Source organism: Christensenella massiliensis (assembly GCF_040409835.1).
Lineage (GTDB): Bacteria > Bacillota > Clostridia > Christensenellales > Christensenellaceae > Christensenella > Christensenella massiliensis.
In genome coordinates, this window is the sequence record NZ_CP117826.1 from 1152058 (window position 1) to 1169069 (window position 17012).

The 17012-nt window shown below is 47.3% G+C and carries 14 protein-coding genes; 5 read left to right on the forward strand and 9 right to left on the reverse strand.

The features are described 5' to 3' along the window. Positions 1–371: 371 nt before the first annotated feature. From PUP29_RS05505 to xylB, 3 genes are read right to left on the reverse strand one after another with little or no spacing between them, the layout of a single operon-like run. Entirely contained in the window at positions 372–1430 is a 1059-nt protein-coding gene (locus tag PUP29_RS05505) for an aldose 1-epimerase family protein (protein WP_353423965.1), read from the reverse strand. Between the two features lie 13 nt (positions 1431–1443). Then, on the reverse strand, positions 1444–2007 hold the full coding sequence (locus PUP29_RS05510) for a D-lyxose/D-mannose family sugar isomerase (protein ID WP_079546767.1): 564 nt from the start codon (positions 2005–2007) through the stop codon (positions 1444–1446). Between the two features lie 52 nt (positions 2008–2059). Further along, positions 2060–3598 (reverse strand): xylulokinase, encoded by a 1539-nt coding sequence (xylB, locus tag PUP29_RS05515; protein WP_353423966.1) that lies wholly within the window; start codon positions 3596–3598, stop codon positions 2060–2062. Between the two features lie 237 nt (positions 3599–3835). On the opposite strand from xylB, the gene PUP29_RS05520 reads away from it, so the two are divergent. The 5 genes from PUP29_RS05520 to lpdA all read left to right on the forward strand — a co-directional run bounded on the left by PUP29_RS05520 (position 3836) and on the right by lpdA (position 9858). Further along, on the forward strand, positions 3836–4825 hold the full coding sequence (locus PUP29_RS05520; RefSeq protein WP_079546765.1) for a sugar-binding transcriptional regulator: 990 nt from the start codon (positions 3836–3838) through the stop codon (positions 4823–4825). Between the two features lie 276 nt (positions 4826–5101). Next, positions 5102–6082: a thiamine pyrophosphate-dependent dehydrogenase E1 component subunit alpha gene (locus PUP29_RS05525; RefSeq protein ID WP_079546764.1), complete on the forward strand. Its 981-nt coding sequence runs from the start codon at positions 5102–5104 to the stop codon at positions 6080–6082. Next, entirely contained in the window at positions 6079–7116 is a 1038-nt protein-coding gene (locus tag PUP29_RS05530) for an alpha-ketoacid dehydrogenase subunit beta (protein ID WP_079546763.1), read from the forward strand. Before PUP29_RS05525 ends, PUP29_RS05530 begins: the two co-directional genes overlap by 4 nt. A gap of 15 nt (positions 7117–7131) precedes the next feature. Then, the gene (locus tag PUP29_RS05535; protein ID WP_079546762.1) at positions 7132–8091 is read left to right on the forward strand and encodes a dihydrolipoamide acetyltransferase family protein; all 960 of its coding nucleotides are present in this window, start codon (positions 7132–7134) and stop codon (positions 8089–8091) included. 18 nt (positions 8092–8109) lie between these two features. Beyond that, complete coding sequence (gene lpdA, locus PUP29_RS05540; protein WP_079546761.1) at positions 8110–9858, forward strand: dihydrolipoyl dehydrogenase; 1749 nt, start codon at positions 8110–8112, stop codon at positions 9856–9858. 436 nt (positions 9859–10294) lie between these two features. On the opposite strand, the gene PUP29_RS05545 is transcribed toward lpdA, so the two are convergent. The 6 genes from PUP29_RS05545 to PUP29_RS05570 form a co-directional block, all read right to left on the reverse strand. Next, positions 10295–11272 (reverse strand): glycoside hydrolase family 88 protein, encoded by a 978-nt coding sequence (locus PUP29_RS05545; protein WP_079546760.1) that lies wholly within the window; start codon positions 11270–11272, stop codon positions 10295–10297. Positions 11273–11453: 181 nt separating this feature from the next. Next, positions 11454–11843 carry a C-GCAxxG-C-C family (seleno)protein gene (locus PUP29_RS05550; protein ID WP_079546759.1) on the reverse strand — a complete coding sequence of 130 codons (390 nt, stop codon included), beginning with the start codon at positions 11841–11843 and terminating at the stop codon, positions 11454–11456. Between the two features lie 277 nt (positions 11844–12120). Beyond that, positions 12121–12498 carry a hypothetical protein gene (locus PUP29_RS05555; RefSeq protein WP_079546758.1) on the reverse strand — a complete coding sequence of 126 codons (378 nt, stop codon included), beginning with the start codon at positions 12496–12498 and terminating at the stop codon, positions 12121–12123. A gap of 39 nt (positions 12499–12537) precedes the next feature. Further along, a complete protein-coding gene (locus PUP29_RS05560) occupies positions 12538–13440 on the reverse strand; it encodes a tetratricopeptide repeat protein (protein ID WP_353423967.1) in 903 nt (300 codons plus the stop codon). Positions 13441–13519: 79 nt separating this feature from the next. Next, complete coding sequence (locus PUP29_RS05565) at positions 13520–15979, reverse strand: glycyl radical protein (RefSeq protein WP_079546756.1); 2460 nt, start codon at positions 15977–15979, stop codon at positions 13520–13522. Between the two features lie 50 nt (positions 15980–16029). Further along, on the reverse strand, positions 16030–16929 hold the full coding sequence (locus PUP29_RS05570; protein ID WP_079546755.1) for a glycyl-radical enzyme activating protein: 900 nt from the start codon (positions 16927–16929) through the stop codon (positions 16030–16032). Positions 16930–17012 lie beyond the last annotated feature (83 nt).

Genomic DNA, 17012 nt, shown 5'->3' on the forward strand with positions numbered 1-17012 from the left:
GGAAGGTGTACCCCTGCAATGCTTTCCGTTTCGATTGCCGTGAACACAACGTTCCATCTAACTGTTACCGTTATGGCAAAAATGATTCTGATGTCCAAAAATTTATGCGATAGTGCCTTTTTTGCCAAAATTTGTGTAAAACGATGTAAAAACTATAAAAAATTGACCACAAAAAAACGCGCCTTTTTATGCGCGTAATGGCAACGGTATTGCAGTGGTTATCAATGTATACTTTTATAACTGCCTCTATGCGCTCTATGCGCACATTTTATGGCCTAAGCTGTATTTTCCGTGTTCCTTTTCTGTATTATTTATTGAGAAAATTTTTGAAAAACGTTTTATTTGTATAGCTAAATTATACGGTTTCAACATTAAAACGTCAAGCATTTTATTATGTTTTGTAATTTTTTTATATAGTTTTTATCATCAGTAAATTCTATACTCACATCAAAATGGAGCGATTCACCCGGCTGTATGAATTTCAAAAGGCCATTCTGCCTCGCATGCGCTCTGCCCATAGGAGTATAGGTTCCCGGGTTGATACCGAGCGCATAATCGCCGGCCATCATAGATTTCCACTCTGTCATATACTCCAGCTGACCGGTATTGAATTGAAGAACCGCAGCGATCTCCAATTCCTCATTTTCCACAAGGACTTTTGTAATACCGTTCCCATCGCTTGCCAGTTTATAGAAATAACATTCCTCCGGACGGCCGTCCTCCGGTTTTTCGAACACATATTTTCTGTTCTGCCCTTTGGCCGCAGGTTCATCACGGGGCGTGAATTCCTTATAGGAAAGCATAAGCTTTGTTTTTTCGCTTAAAAACGGATAACCAAAATTGTAGTGGTACAGCAGCATGAACGGCGCCGGAACAAACGCTTTATTTGTGACGGTATCGCGTATGCTTATGATATCCTTTCCATAATCGACCCGTATTGTCCTGTCCATGACAAGATTTTCCGCATATACCTCGCTTTGACGCATTTTTCCCTTGATCTCAATATAGGGCGCATTGGTATCAGTCTTTTCCGTCCGCACGCTGACCTCTTCCGCAGGCGTACAGGACAGCGGTCCGTGCAGCCCCAACTTTCTCCCCTCGTCTTCACAGGGTGCACCCATATGCGTCATTCCGCAGCTTGTCAGCATCCCGCCGTAAAAATTCTTATAAAATCCGTCGGGGCCGTTTTCCACATAGTATTTTGAATTTACGATCCCCGTCTTGCTCATAAAGCTGCAATTGAGCCCTTTATATTCCAGATTCCCAATATCCAGCGCCCGGTCGGTAACAACATCGAAGCGCAGCTTCCCGCCATTTTTGACCTGCATCATACGGACGCCGTTTTCTTTTCCTCTCAAAAGCATGAATTCCTTGACGCCAAAATGCTGGAATTCGCTGCCCACATATCTTCTGAGTTCCTTGAAATCCATCGCCGATTCCTCCTTAATCCTCATGCAGCGTCACGCCGTCCATTCTTGCAACCTCCGGGTCCGAATAATAATCCAGATCATCACGGTTATGAGTAGAGAACTCGCTGACCACGCACCCCTCCGGTCCGCCTACGATCCAATGGGTAATGCCGGGCTCCATCGTATACTGCATTCCGATCTCCAGCTTTATTTCATGGAACACATGGAAAGTATTCTCCTTTCCTGCCGGTATTTTTGCAAACATCTTATCCTTCTCTACCGGCTCGCCTTCTGTGTACAGATACAGAGTCCCCCACCGTACGCGGAAGGTTTCTTCCTTGCCCGGAGTTCCGTCAAACGGCGGATGCATCTGCTCCGGACAGATCTGATATGGGAAAAGGACCATTTCCTTCGCCGCTACGCGCTTTGTATTCAAATAATTATGGATCTGGATCCCGTATTCTTCGATCCTCCCCATTCCCATGTCGGCAACCTCAATATTCTCCCGCTCGCTGTCGGTAAGATAGATATGCGCTCTATCAAAATATTCCAGTGCCTTGAGTCTTGCCCATTCTCTTTTTTCCGGTGTCAATGACATAATTTTCCCCTTTCTTTCTGTATTTCTATAATATCTGCCGCAAAAAACGCAGCTATAGATATTTTTTGACCTTTTGATCCTGCTTGCTGTATATTTCCTTCAGTGCGGGATAAAGCTCGCGATAGGTATCGTAATAATCGTCATATAGTTTTACATTTTCCCGTATCGGCTCTACGACCTTTTCCACTTTCAAAATATGCTCGCAGGCTTCCGGAACAGAGCCAAATGTGCCGCAGCCGACTGCTGCCATGATCGCGCCTCCCGCAGCCGGCCCCTCTTCCATATTCATAGTGACAACATTGGCATTATATATATCTGCCTGGATCTGCAGCCAAAGGTCGCTTTTGGCGCCGCCGCCATTGGCGCGCACCTCGTTCACCTCCATCCCAAATTCCCGGCATATCTCGATGGTGTCGCGCAAAGCAAAGGTAACGCCTTCCATCACGCTCCTGCATAGGTCTCCGCTATTGTGCCTTGAGGAAAGCCCGAAAAATACGGCTCTCGCCTTTTCGTCGGAGATCGGCGTTTTTTCCCCATTAAAATAAGGGAGGAACGTCAAGCCCTCGCAGCCCGGCTTTGCCTTTGCAGCCTGCGCCGTCATATAGTCATAAATATCTTTTCCTTGGACGGCAAATTCCGCTTTCTTTTCTGCAAATATATTATCACGCACCCATTTGAATGAGCCTCCTGCGGTGAGCACGAGACCTAAATAGCACCATTTATCCGGAACGGAGTGCGCCATAGTCATCAATGCTCTTTTTTTATGATCGATCAGCGGCTTATCCGTACAGCCGAACACAACGCCTGAGGTCCCGATCGTAGCGCCTACGACTCCGGGCTTTACAATGCCGGTGCCAACACCGCCTGCCGGCTGGTCGCCGCCGCCTGCAACAACAGGTATTCCCGCGGTGAGCCCCCAGTCCTTTGCGACGCTCTCAAGCAGATAGCCCGCCACATCGCAGGATTCTACACACTTAGGCGCAAAGCTTTTCGGGATATCAAGCCTTTGGAACATTTCGTCCGACCATTTCCTTTTTGCAACATCGAGCAGGAAGGAAAGAGAGGCATCGCTTACCTCCGTTGCTACCTCCCCGGTCATACGGAGCCGTAAATAGTCTTTTGTAAAAATCACCTTGTCAATTTTTTCATAGACATCCGGCCAATATTTCTTTGCCCACAGGATTTTAGGAGCCCAAAAGCTGTTCAGGCAGGTATTCGCCGTTGCTTGCAGCGCTTCCTCGTCGGAAATCAGCTGTTCTATTTCCATGACCTGTTCTGTAGACCGCTGATCCAGCCAAATCATACAATTCGAGATGGAACGATGCTCCTTATCGATAAAAACGGTACCCTGCATCTGCCCCGAAAAACCGATCCCGGCGATCTCTTTTCCGCACCCACTCTGTTCCACCGCTTTTTTAACGGCCTGACAACAGGTCTCCCACCACATCTGCGGCGCCTGCTCCGCCCAGCCGGGTCTCGGATTTAAAACATCGCACTCATGATATCCGCTGCCCCTGACTGTTCCATTTTCGTCAATAACGATAGCTTTGATGCCACTCGTTCCTGCATCAATTCCCATAAAGCAACTCATTCCAGTTACCTCCTTTGATAGTAAAACGTTTTTATACATAGAGAATAAACTTTTGAAATTTATATTTGTAATTTTATATATGATTAATTTATATATGATAACAACGGAGTTGTCAATCATATTTTTTAAAATAATCATACTTTTTGAAATTTATTGACAAATGTCAATTGTATATGCCATAATAATTTTAATATATAGGTAATCACACAATAAAATTTAGACGGGTGGATTTGTATTATGGCTTTTTCCAAGGAAGAACGATATAATTTAAAAGTAAAGATAGCATATCTTCATTATATCAAAGATAAAACGCAGGTCGAGATCGCGAACCGGTTCAACATTTCACGCCCTACCGTCATTAAATTACTGAAAGAAGCAAAGGCTGAGGGCATCATAAAGATCCAGATCGCCGAGCTGAGAAATGAAAATATGTTCGCAGAGGATGAGATCATTCTGTGTGATCTGCTCGGAATCAGGGATGTCAAGATCGTCGGCGCTTCAAACGACCATATCGACGTCGTGACCGACAGGATCGGCAGCGCTGCCGCAGAATATGTGATGTCGATCATGCAAAGCGAATTTCACGTCGGTATCGGTTGGGGCAAAACGTTGGAACATTTTGCCGAGAAGATGATGCCTGCTGAAAAAATCAGCAGCATCGAGTTTATCCCGCTTTTGGGGGGCTTGGGAACAAATAAGGATATCAAAATGTTTGCGAATGCTTTGTGCGAACGTATCGCGGCAAACTTTCCCCAGAGCATCGTACAATACCTGTATGCTCCGATGTTTGCTGCGGATGAGATAACCGCAGAAGCATTTTTGACTTCAAAGCCCATTCAGGCCATGCTATGCAAAATGGCCGGACTCGACATGGCAATTATTGGAATAGACAGCGATATCGAGCATTCCACGACGATCATGAACTACCTTGCGACTGATGCCGATATGTTTTCCGACAGCAATATCACCGACCTGCGGGAAGCGCATGCTGTAGGAAATGTGTGTACCTATTTTTACGATCTGGACGGGAATATCTGCGATGTACCCATCAATAAACGCAGGATCGGCATCGATATAGACAGCCTGCGTGCGACCCCTAATGTTATAGCTGCGGCTGGAGGCAAATATAAGATCGAATCGATCATCGGTGCGGCAAGAGCGAATCTATTCAATATATTGATCACCGACGAGCATACCGCGAAAGGGATCATACAAAAGCTGCAGTAATGGTTCAATAAAGAGCTTATAAAAGCCTTGTCTTTGAAAAGACAAGGCTTTTTTTATTTGGAGGTTTGCTTTCTTTCAAATGATTTTTACAATTATAAATTTATATATTATATATTAATTATTGTAAAAAAATATATTGACATCTGACATACTGTGCGATATTCTATTTACAAAAGTGATATTTTATTCTATCTATCGAAACACCATGGAATATGACTCGTATTTATGTTCATTTTATCATGATCTATCAATATTTATGGGAGGTAAAGGTACCAAATGGAACAGTTATCAAGAGAACAAATGCACGACATACTCTACAAAATGTGTGTTGCCCGAGCCTTTGAAGAACGTGTTCTTGACATGTTCAGTCAAGGAAAGATCCACGGAACGACGCATCTGAGCATCGGTGAAGAAGCCTCTGCCGTAGGTGCGATCTCCGTTTTAAGGCCGGACGACATCATCATGTCCGGCCACAGAGGGCACAGCCACATGGTCGCAAAGGGCGCGGACGTCAACCTTATGATGGCGGAGCTTTTGGGAAAAAAGGCCGGTTATTGCAAAGGGCTCGGCGGTTCTATGCATATCGTCGACCTTTCCAAAAACAATTATGGCGCGAACGGCGTGATTGGGCCGGCTATTCCGATCGCAACAGGAGTAGCGCTTGGGCTCGCGAAAGAAAATAAAGGAAAAGTCATCCTGAACTTTTTCGGCGACGGTACCTCCAACACGGGTAATTTCTATGAAGCGGTAAACATGGCCGCGTTATGGAAGCTTCCCATCGTGTATATCTGCGAAAACAATTTGTACGGTATGTCGACTCCTATTGAAAAAACCTGTTCCGTACCGAATATCGCGGATAGAGCCGCCGCGTTTGGTATCCCCGGCGAAATCGTAGACGGCAACGATATCCTTGCCGTCAGAGAGGCCTGCGCAAAAGCCATTGAAAGAGCCAGAAGCGGTAACGGCCCGACGCTCATCGAGCACAAAACCTATCGTTGGCTCGGCCACTCCAAATCTGATAAAAGAGTCTACCGGACGAAGGAAGAAGAGGCTGCTTGGAAAGCTAAATGCCCCATCAAGCGGTTCAAAGCCTACATGTTGAAAAATGGTTTTACGCAAGCAGAATTGGACGATATCTCCGCAAAGGCCGAACAGGTAAACGACGATGCCGTTGCATTTGCGGAATCCTGTGAAGAGATCATGACACCAGAAGAAGCAAAAGAGCTTGTTTTTGTAAAGGAGGAATACCTTAAATGAGTGAAATTCAAGTGATGCAGGCGATCCACGACGCATTAAGAGAGGAAATGCTGCGGGATGAAAAAGTATTTATCATCGGTGAAGATATAGGTATTTACGGCGGTTGTTTTGGTGTGACCAGAGGATTAAAGGAAGAATTTGACCTGACTCCGGACGAGAACACTCCCATCGGTCAATGGCCGGAGCCCCCGATCAAAGACAGAAGATTGATCGAGCCTCCTATCGTAGAGGGCGGATTCACTGGCATCGCGGTCGGCGCCGCTATGTATGGATATAGGCCTGTGGTCGAATATATGTTTTCCGACTTCGTTACCTGTGCGATGGACCACGTCGTCAATCAGGCGGCAAAGCAAAGATTCATGCTCGGCGGCCAGTGCAAAATGCCTTTAGTCATCCGTTTCCCCGGCGGCTGCGGCACAGGCGCTGCGGCACAGCATTCCCAGTCTCTCGAGGCTTGGATGTGCCATGTGCCCGGCTTGATTTGCGTGGCCCCCTCCAATCCGTATGACGCGAAAGGCTTACTGAAAGCTGCCATCCGTTCCGATAACCCAATCTGTTTCTATGAGCATAAGCTTGGCTATCGCGTGAAGGGCGAGGTGCCGGACGGCGAAGATTATACGCTGCCCCTCAACAAAGCAAAGGTTGCGCGCGAGGGTAAGGATATTACGCTCATCAGCTATTCCTATACGACTGTTAAATGCTTGGAAGCAGCGAAACAGCTGGAAGCGGAAGGCATCGACGTCGAAGTTCTCGATTTGATCTGCATCAACCCGATCGATCGGCAGGCAATCATCGATTCCGTGAAAAAGACCGGAAAAGTGCTGATTGCCCATGAAGGCGTCCAGAAGTGCGGTGTAGGTGCAGAGGTCGCAGGAATCATCGCAGACAGCGAAGCTTTCTATTATCTCGACCGCCCTATCGTTCGCTTTGGCGGCTGTGACGATATGCCGATCCCGTACAATAAAGAGCTTGAATATTCTTATATTCCGCAGGTAGAGACTATTTGCGATAAGATCCGCGACTTATTGAAATAAGGGAGGTATCTTAAATTGAGCAAAAAAATCAAAGCAACTCCCGCGGCCAGAAGACTTGCGGCTGAGCGCGGGCTTGATCTTACAAGCCTGCCGCTCAATCCGGCGGTCGGTTATATTCGGCTGGACGATATTGTCCACCTTGCAGGCCGGAAAAAAATAACGCCTCTCGCAAAGGCGATTGCAGACTATCACGGTATCGACATAAACGCTATTCCCGCAGTAAAAGGAATGCTTCGCAAAAATGATGTTCTGGCATATCTGGACAGCAATACGGATGAGACGCTGCCGCTGAGCGGTATCCGGAAGGTGATCGCAAAATCTATGAAAGCCAGTATGGATACGATCCCCCAGTATACCCTGCATTCGGAGTATGATATGTTCGCTCTCAAAAAAGCATTCAGCGACTATAAGAAAAAGTGCTTGGAAGCGGGCGAGATCAAGCCGACCTTTTCCGATGTATTCATCAAATTATTTGCAACCGCATTAAAGGAGTGTCCTATCGTAAATTCTACGTTTACCGACGATGGTATCGTGATCCATAAGCACATCAACGTTGGTCTTGCCGTGGCAATGCCTGAGGATGGCCTGATTGTTCCCAATATTAAGGATGCCGACCGGAAAACGCTGAAAGAGATCACGAAGGAACGTGCGGAATTAGTGGCCAAGGGCAGAGAAGGAAAGCTTCCGACGGCGGATATCACAGGGGGAACTTTCACCATCTCTAACCTCGGCGGCTTCCCCGTAGACCATTTTACTCCGATCATCAATATTCCCGAAAGCGCGATCGTCGGAATCGGGCGTACTGTTGACAAGGTCGTGGCAGTTGACGGAAACATTGGAATCCATCCGGTCATGACTTTGAGCTATACGTTCGACCATAGGCATCTTGACGGTGCGGTCGGCGGGAAATTCATGGCGGCAGTGCAAGAGGTATTCGACCGGGCAGAGGTCATTTTCGAAGAAGAGCAAAATTAAGAAAGGATAGAGTAAATTATGGGAAAAATAGTAAATATGCCCCAGTTTGATATGTCTATGACTGAAGGGACCATCACCCGGTGGTATTTCCAAGAGGGCGATTTTGTTGATAAAGGCGAAAGTTTATTTGAGGCCGAAACCGGAAAGGCTTCCAACGCCGAGGATTATTACGACAAACCGGGCAAATTGCTCAAGATCTTTGTGCAGGAGGGCGAGACCGTTCCGATCGGCACCCCGCTGTGCTTTATTGGAGAAGAGGGCGAAGATATCCCGGATGTATCCGTTCCCACTGCGTCTGCCGCACAACCGGAAAAAGCATCCGCAGCTGCGCCTGCCGCCTCTGCCCCTGCCGCTCCTAAACCGGAAAAGAAAGAAGTTTCCGCAAGGGCAAAGCTTGATACGAGCGGTTATTCTTATGATCTCACCGTCATAGGCGCAGGCCCCGGCGGATATGTCGCTGCGATCAAGGCGGCACAGCTCGGCGCGAGAGTTGCGGTCGTAGAAAAAGATGAGCTTGGCGGAACTTGCCTTAACCGGGGATGTATTCCTACAAAGGCACTGTATACCAGTGCAAATCAGTATAACAAAATGAAAAACGCTGACATCTACGGCCTCTGCGCTGAGAAAGTAGGTTTTGACTGGTCTAAGATCATGGCGCGCAAGGACAGTATCGTCAAGCAACTGACAGGCGGTGTGGGCGCCCTTTTGAAAAAGAACGGCGTAACGCTTTACAAGGGCGAGGCAGTCTGCAAGGATGGACATACGGTAACGGTCGGAGATGAAACGCTCACGACAGGATATATCCTTCTTGCAACCGGTACGACTCCGCTCCACGTTTTACAAAATGTGGACAGCGACGTTACTATCCTGACGACCGATGAACTGCTTTCGATTGAGGCGCTTCCGGAAAGCCTTGCAATCATCGGCGGCGGCGTGATTGGCTGCGAGATCGCAAATATCTTTGCTTCCTTTGGCGTCTCAGTCACAATCATCGAACTGATGCCTACGATCGTTCCTATGGTCGATAAAGAAATCTCTTCGCTTTTGGCCTCTTCCTTGCAGGCAAAAGGTGTGAGGATCATCAACGGCATCGGAACAAAGGCCGTGAAGAAGCAGGGCAAGCTGAATGCTCTGGAGCTTGAAAACGGTGAAACCGTCGAGTGTGAGATGATTCTTGAAGCGGTTGGGAGACGCACGGTCGATACGGCTTTTGCAGCACTCGATTTAGAGCGCACTCCCAAAGGCACCGTAGTGGTCGACGATACAATGTGCACCTCAAACGAAACCGTATATGCAATCGGTGACATCACAGGCGGTTATATGCTGGCTCATGAGGCCTCCAAGCAGGGTGAGATTGCAGTAAATTATTTGTTTGGCAATCATCAGGAGGAAGAAAAGGTCATTATCCCCTCCTGTATCTTTACGGAACCCGAAATCGCCTTTGTCGGTATGACGGAGGAAAAAGCTAAAGAAGCCGGCTATACGGTCAAGACATTCAAATTTCCTTTTGCAGCGAATGGCAAAGCTCTGACGCTCAGTGAAAGCGAGGGCTTTGTAAAGGTCGTTGTTGACGCTGCATATGGAGAAATATTGGGAGTCCATATCATTGGTCCTGAGGCATCCAGCTTGATTCATGAAGCAGTTGCCGCTATGAATCTTGAAGCGACAGCGGCAGCAGCCGGCAACATGGTCCACGCTCACCCCACGCTCTCGGAAGCGCTGATGGAAGCTTTCCTCGGAGCAAGCACGGGCGCTATCCATATTTGACAATTATACACTACGCGCCATAGGTTAAGTTAAAACAATAATAAAAAAAGTAGGTTTAATAGTCTTGTCCTATTTTAAATAGGGCAAGACTATTATAGTTTAAGGTAAACACTATCTATATAGGTGGCTTTATAGTTCCCTCATTCGATCGTGAAATGATTTTACATCGAATGGAAAGCACGTTCAGCCTTTCGCTGCCCGTCTCCATTAAATCGGCAATTATTTCCCTTACAGTTCGTCCATATTCCTTTTTTGCTCCCTCCTTTAGGTTTGCCGCCTATTTTCCAGATATAAAAAGCAGGCATGTCCTTTTTTCATGTCTGCTTTAAAATCACGGCCGGCAGTACACGCACCTTCTATATTTTAAGCTTATACAGAGAATCCCTTTTACTGCATAAAAGCGAATCTATAAATGTGCAATGTTCCTCTTTCGCTATTACAGCCCCAGCCTGATTGCAGCGGCCTCCATTTGCAGAAACATTGCTTGTGCTTCTACTGAAACACTTAACGCGGCAAAAGTGGGCGTTCCACACACATTCCGCACAAATCCATATTCATCCACGCAGTCCTGTGCCATTTTTCTCATTTCATCCGCATATTTCTGATAGGATCGTGGTATCCATCCTTGGTAGATTCCGGAATAAACGGCGCACGCTACTTCCTGAGAAAGGTCTGCTTCCAAAAAAGTATCCGGATCGTTGACAATATTATGAAACATTCCGCTCTTATCTTTATAAAGCAAAAGTGTGTCCAGCAATTCCATTGCATATGTTTTGATTTCTTCTTTTTGCTCTTCCTTTTCCAAATATTGTACTGTCTTAACCATTCCCATCAGTGCCAGCCCCATGCCAATCCCCCAGAAATCAGAATTCACATATTCCTCTTTCACATCGTCCCACACATGATACATCAGTTTAGTCTCCGAGTCATATACCAGCTCACGCATCGCCCTTATCTGGTGCACCGCTTCTTCCTGTTCACCCATCTGCGCAAGGAATGGCGGGCAGTGATGAATGGAATCCACCCATACCTGCGGATGATCCAGAACATGGCTAATCGCTCCATTCTTGGCGCGAGGCGCAGTTTCCATCAAGAACGCTATTTGTTTGCGGGCAGCTTCCAAAAAGGAAGCGTCATGGTTTTTTTCAGCGAAATACAGAACCGCCTGCCCATTATTTACTGCATCCGTTACCGTACTTGTGTCGCCGAACATGGCCACATGATCGCGATAAAATGTTGTTCCCAGTCTACCATCAGGCGATTGCCGCAATACGGCATCGTGCGCCATCAAGTAAGCATTTTCATAATCCCCTAATTCTAAAAGAGCCTGAGATGCTTCTCCCTGTTCCCACGGATACCGTTCCATACAGAGCATTGCACGGGTTACCTTTTCAATTCTTTCTTTCGCATCCATAACTCGTCTCCTATCATGTTTTATTTATAAGCCCCGAAGCAAAAATCCTCTTCGCGATATCTTCCGCCAGTGCCGATATGCCCGCCAAAAGATCTTACGCACTCTTCTTGCCGCTTCTCCCATTTTTCATTTTCGTATTATAAAATAATGCACGAAACATATTTTGCATAATAAGTATATGCTATTCCATAATTTTTTCCAAAATCTCTACCGCGCCCTCTACGACGCGCCAGCAATGCTCGACAGGGTTTGAATTTTCCTTGCGAACCTTGGCGCAAAACGCGCTTCCAAACCGCTCCTTAAAGGCATTCATCATCGCTCTGCATTTGGGGTGCAAGGCTTCCGTTTGATGCGCGCATGTCTCTATTTCCTTTGTGCTTATCGCTCCGATTCCGCCGCATACGGCACCGCAAATGCTTCCGCACTGCATGCCGCCTCCAAATCCGCCGAAGGCTTTCAGCCCTGCTTCGTTTATCCCCAAAGCATATTCGTCATTGGCAGCACGAATAATTGCCTCTGCGCAATTATAGTCTTTTTCCTGATAATAAATCCGTGCCCGTTCTTTCAGCATATCTTTTTCTCCTTTACAGCATCATTTCCATTTCCTTAAATTCATTTTCTGAAATTACTATCACAGCAAGCTCCCGCACTTTTTTCAGTTCACTGCCCGCAGCCTCTCCGGTAGGAATGCAATTTGTTTTTCTGCTGGCAGATGTGCCCGTCTTTCCTCCCGTGCTTCCAATCAGCCTCACGAGCCAAAGAAAAACAGATCATAGGCATACAGCTAAAACTGCTCAAGCCTGCTATTATGTTAAGCAAATCGATATATTTGACTATAAACTTTTCATTTACAGGGCATCCGGCGGATTGCAGCACCCTCCGCCAATCCCAAACGCGCAGCTGTTTCCATCATCCTCCTGCACTTTGATTTCGCACAAATGATAGCGGATCACCTCGCCCGGCTTTGTTTTTTCGAGCGTTTCCGTAAGCTTGGCCGCCTCATTTTGGATATGCTTTTTCATCTGCAGAAAATATTGCCGTTTATTTTTCTCTTTCAGCTCCTTTGCCGTCCGGGGAACATCGCCGTCCGCTTCCTTGTGCGTCCGGTCATACTCTGCGGCAAAGGTCATTTCACCGTTATAATCCATAATGATATTTACGGCCGCGCGAATGTTGCTGAACTCCTCCGATTTCCTGATATGCTGACTGAATACGATATATTTCATCAACGTTTTCCTCCTATCCAAAGCAACAGAAGACTTTTGCTATTGTTCGCCTATTTTTTTGGTATCCTCATAGAGCTTTGTGCCGCTGAATCCTAACTTCTCCATGATATCCAATGCTTCCTTCACCTTGGCATCCCTTTTGCGATAGTTCTTTTGCTTGCTGTAAACCATAGCCAGCTTCCTGCATATAGTAATATATTCAAGGTTTTTCCCGCAAAACTGAACCATAAGTGCTTTAGCCGCAGCATACGCCGCAGCGGCATCCTCCAATTGCTTCTCTTGCACGAGCAGGTCGCCTAAGGTGTTATATGCCGCGGCCATATTGGTCTTTTTTTCATCAGGCAGTACGTCATAGATAGAAATGGCTTCTTTTACATATTTCAGCGCTTCCTGATGCTTTTTTTCATACATATAAAGGCTTCCCATATTGGTAAGGGCGACCGCCCTTTCCGGCAACAGGTCCGCTTTTTGTTCGGTACTTGCCAACGCCTGCTGAAGGGCGGCCTTGGCATCATCATACCTCTTTTTCTGTATATAGATGATAGCAATATTGTTGAGCGCTGCCGAATAGAAATATCCCTCCGTTTTGCCGAGTTCCCGATAGACTGCAAGCGCTTCCTCATATTCCCTTAAAGCTACATCCATATCCCCGCTTACCCGGCAGGCATTGGCAAAATTATTCACAATATTCGCATATTCCAGAGAGCGTGGGCCGTACGTTTCCAAAACAAGGGCTTTTGCCTGCTGAAAAGAATTTACCGCCTCTTTTGGCCTTCCGTTATTTAAATAAAAATTCCCCAGCTCATTGGAGGCTGCGATACGGATACCATTCGTACTTCCGCTGCCGGATGATAACATACTTTCTTGCAGAAAGCCTTCTATCGCAGCAGCATCCTCTGTCTGATATACTTCCTCTAATTCATCATAAAATTTTTCTATCATAAAATCCTCGTCCTTTTTCACAAGATGCCAAAGGGGAATACCCTGCGGCATTCCCCCGAAGCACTTTTATATGCGCAAATCACGCCAATTCTTCATACTGTGTACGTGAAATCAGTTCCTCCTGTACTTCAGGAGTGATCTCTGTAAACAATGCCGCATATCCTGTGATACGAACCATCAGGTCTCCGTACTGTTCCGGATGCTCCTGTGCCCTGCGCAGCGTTTTATGCGAGGTCACTTGAAACTGGATCTGCGCGCCGCCGTTCCGGAAATAGGATTTCACTACCTCGACGGTATCATCCAACGCTTCTTCTGTGGAAAGCGCGTCCGGCGAGAACTTTACATTGAAGATAACGCCGCCCGTAGCCTGCGTTTGGTCAAGCTGCGCCATAGAATTCAGCATAGCGGTAAGTCCATGTGAATCTGAACCCTGCGTCGGGCAGATACTATCGCTGCAGGGTGTTGTCGCCAATCTTCCATCCGGGCTCGCGCCGCAGTATTTCCCGTAGGCCGTATTTGCGGAGACTGTGAGATAGGACGGCCACATGGAACGCGGAAGCTCTCCGCCCCTCGGGTCCTTAAATTCATGCACGATACCATTGTCGTCGACATATTTCTGCCCCAATTCATAGGAAAGATTCATCATATCTACCGTGATCTTATCGACCCATTCGATGTCGTTTCCGAATTTATCTACGTTCAGAAGCACTTGCCGCATATCCTCATGTCCCTCAAAGTTTACCTTGCATGCATCCATAACTTCTCTCAGCGTATAGAGCTTATCGTCAAAGCATACTTTCTTGATTGCCGCAATGGAATTTCCGACATTTGCCATGCCTACCAAAGCGATCATAGAGGTCCAATAATATTTTGCACCGCCGCGCCAGATCTCCGTTCCCTTTTCGATACAGGTGCCATTGGTTACGGACATCCACGGGAGCGGCTGTACTCTCCGGTGGACATCGGCTTCCGTATTCATCATGATAGCCGCCTGCTTATAATAATATTTCAGCTGTTCCTCATAGGCATGTATTACATCCTCGATGCAGGTGAATTCCTCGACCTCGCCCGTCTTAGGTCCAAACTGTTTTCCGGTCATCATATCGCGGCCATTGTTCAGAGCATTTTCCAAAACCTTCAGGTCTGAAACCCAAATCATCAGGAGAGAGGCCGTTTTCCCCGGGAGCTGGACCTCCGAGCAGCCTGCGCATGCATATTCGCGCGCTTCCTCCATCGGTACGCCGCGCGAAAGGATAGACTCCACAAATACCTCGTCATTGATGATCTGCGGGATCGCATTTCTGACGCTGACGACCCGCAGGCCCTCCTTCAGAAGATTATCCGGGCACTTGTTATGCCACCTTACCGACATATTCGGCTGGAACAGACCAACGTCCATCTGCGCCTGCAGACAGACATAGGACAGCTCGTTCGTGACATCCCTGCCATACTTATCCGTGCCGCCGATGCTCAAATGCTCGCCCATTGCGAAGTTTGCAATAAAGGTAGACTGCTGCGTGTCATACAGCACCACCATTTCCGCAAGCTTGATGTAGAAGCAGCCCAAAATTTCCGCGATCGATTCCTGCGTTTCTGTGCCATCCGCGATGTCTTTTTCGTAATACGGCAGCATATATCTGTCGAAGTTGCCCGGTGCGATCGACACGCCGTTCGTTTCGATCTGTGTGATCAGTTCTGTGAACCAAACAAACTGTGTCGCTTCATAGAAGTTGCGCGGCGGGTTTTCCGGCACCCATTCGCAGGTTTCGGCGATTCGGATCAGCTCTTTTTTCCTCGTCTCATCGGCTTCCTTTTCCGCCATCTCGCGCGCTTTTGCCGCATACCGGTGTGCGAACGTAATGGCCGCGTCTATCGTCATAATCATAGCCTGCAGGTCGTGCATCTTCCTGATGCCCTCTTTATCGCACATGTCGATTTCCGCCAAAACCTTTTCCGCCTGCTCTTTTTTCCCCTTCAGGCCCATTTTCAGCAGATTTTCATGATCCGGAACATAGTGCCCCGGGCCGTTTGCAAAGGCGCACCAACCGTTTACGCATTGATTTTCGGCCAACTGATGGCGGCGTGTCTCATCCGGCAGCGTTTTCAGCATATTCGAATGCAGGCATTTATCCTCCCAATAGGGAATGATATCCTCCAGAAGCTCCTTTTTGACCTCCGGCCTTACGATAAAGCGGTCTGCCGCACGCGTTTCGAAAATATCGATCTCATCCCGAATAAAATCGACCCGGGAATCCGGAAATACGCTCGCGCTTCTGTTGGAGGAACCGTTCTGCGCGCCGACGATCAGTTCATTATCCTGAATGACACAATCAAGATTTTCCATGATGTCCTTGAACGCCATCGCACGGCGTATGACCATGGGATATCCCTCGGATTTCTTATAGGACTCCGTAACGATCCTCGCTCTTTGGATATCTACGTAGAACTTGTCGCTCAAAAATCTCTTTTTGAGCGCATTGATACGCGGCGTCTCTTCTTCTCTTTTCCGCACTTTATAATTTTTACCAGTAAATAACATATTTGCTCCCTCCTATATTTGTTTGATATATTCACAGCTTTAAAACCGTCTTACTTTGTTACGATATGAATCCCCAAAGATTCAAAAAACGCCTTCTTGTCGTCGTCTTCCTCCGGCTCGTTCGCGGGGAGGTCCTTTACCGGATAATCCCATCCGAGCTCCTCATATTCATGCTGCCCCAATTTGTGGAACGAAAGATATTTTACTTCCGACAGGCCGATCTCATGCAGGAAGAAAGCCATGGCGCGAATGTTCTTTTCCGAATCATTCATCCCGGGGATCGCCGGAAGGTTGACCACCACCCTGCAAAGTCCGGATTTTGCCGCTTTTTCTATATTCTGCTTGATGATCTCATTTGAAACTCCCGTCAATTCCCTATGAGCTGCGTCATCTACATGCTTTAAATCAAAATATGCGATCTTCGTATGCTTCAGTATTTTTTCCAATGCATCCCATGATCCATAGGCGCTGGACTCGATGCATGTGTGTATGCCCGCTTCCTGAGAAAGCCGTAAAATGTCCGCCGAAAAATCCGCCTGTGCCAGCACCTCGCCGCCCGAAAGCGTGATACCGCCGCCCGTAGGACGATAATATTTTTTATCGCGCTCGACAATGTCCACGACCTCCTCTGAGGTCATTTTCTGCGCGTCCATCCGAATCGCCTGCGAGGGGCAGGCTTTCGCACAGGCGCCGCATTTTATACATTTTGAGTAATTGATCCTGTGCGCGCCCGGCAGCATATTGATCGCGCCATTTTTGCAGGCATGCAGGCATTTTCCGCAGCCAATACATTTTGATGCCAGAAAGACCGGCTCCGGTTTCAGGCTCCATGTCTGCGGACTGGAGCACCATTGGCAGCGCAGCGGGCACCCCTTCAGGAATACTGTCGTTCGCACTCCCGGCCCATCATGTCTCGAATATCTTCGTATATTGTAAACATATCCTTCCATTTCGTTCCCCCATTACTTCCTGAATTTTATTTGTAAAACGTTTTTCCAACCAATGAAGCCATCCTTTGCAGAAAAACCTTTTT

Excerpts from the sequence above, each read along its gene's own strand:
- PUP29_RS05505 (WP_353423965.1), bottom strand. The coding sequence starts at position 1,430 with ATGGATTTCAAGGAACTCAGAAGATATGTGGGCAGCGAATTCCAGCAT.
- PUP29_RS05510 (WP_079546767.1), bottom strand. The coding sequence starts at position 2,007 with ATGTCATTGACACCGGAAAAAAGAGAATGGGCAAGACTCAAGGCACTG.
- xylB (WP_353423966.1), bottom strand. The coding sequence starts at position 3,598 with ATGAGTTGCTTTATGGGAATTGATGCAGGAACGAGTGGCATCAAAGCT.
- PUP29_RS05520 (WP_079546765.1), top strand. The coding sequence starts at position 3,836 with ATGGCTTTTTCCAAGGAAGAACGATATAATTTAAAAGTAAAGATAGCA.
- PUP29_RS05525 (WP_079546764.1), top strand. The coding sequence starts at position 5,102 with ATGGAACAGTTATCAAGAGAACAAATGCACGACATACTCTACAAAATG.
- PUP29_RS05530 (WP_079546763.1), top strand. The coding sequence starts at position 6,079 with ATGAGTGAAATTCAAGTGATGCAGGCGATCCACGACGCATTAAGAGAG.
- lpdA (WP_079546761.1), top strand. The coding sequence starts at position 8,110 with ATGGGAAAAATAGTAAATATGCCCCAGTTTGATATGTCTATGACTGAA.
- PUP29_RS05545 (WP_079546760.1), bottom strand. The coding sequence starts at position 11,272 with ATGGATGCGAAAGAAAGAATTGAAAAGGTAACCCGTGCAATGCTCTGT.
- PUP29_RS05550 (WP_079546759.1), bottom strand. The coding sequence starts at position 11,843 with ATGCTGAAAGAACGGGCACGGATTTATTATCAGGAAAAAGACTATAAT.
- PUP29_RS05555 (WP_079546758.1), bottom strand. The coding sequence starts at position 12,498 with ATGAAATATATCGTATTCAGTCAGCATATCAGGAAATCGGAGGAGTTC.
- PUP29_RS05560 (WP_353423967.1), bottom strand. The coding sequence starts at position 13,440 with ATGATAGAAAAATTTTATGATGAATTAGAGGAAGTATATCAGACAGAG.
- PUP29_RS05565 (WP_079546756.1), bottom strand. The coding sequence starts at position 15,979 with ATGTTATTTACTGGTAAAAATTATAAAGTGCGGAAAAGAGAAGAAGAG.
- PUP29_RS05570 (WP_079546755.1), bottom strand. The coding sequence starts at position 16,929 with ATGGAAGGATATGTTTACAATATACGAAGATATTCGAGACATGATGGG.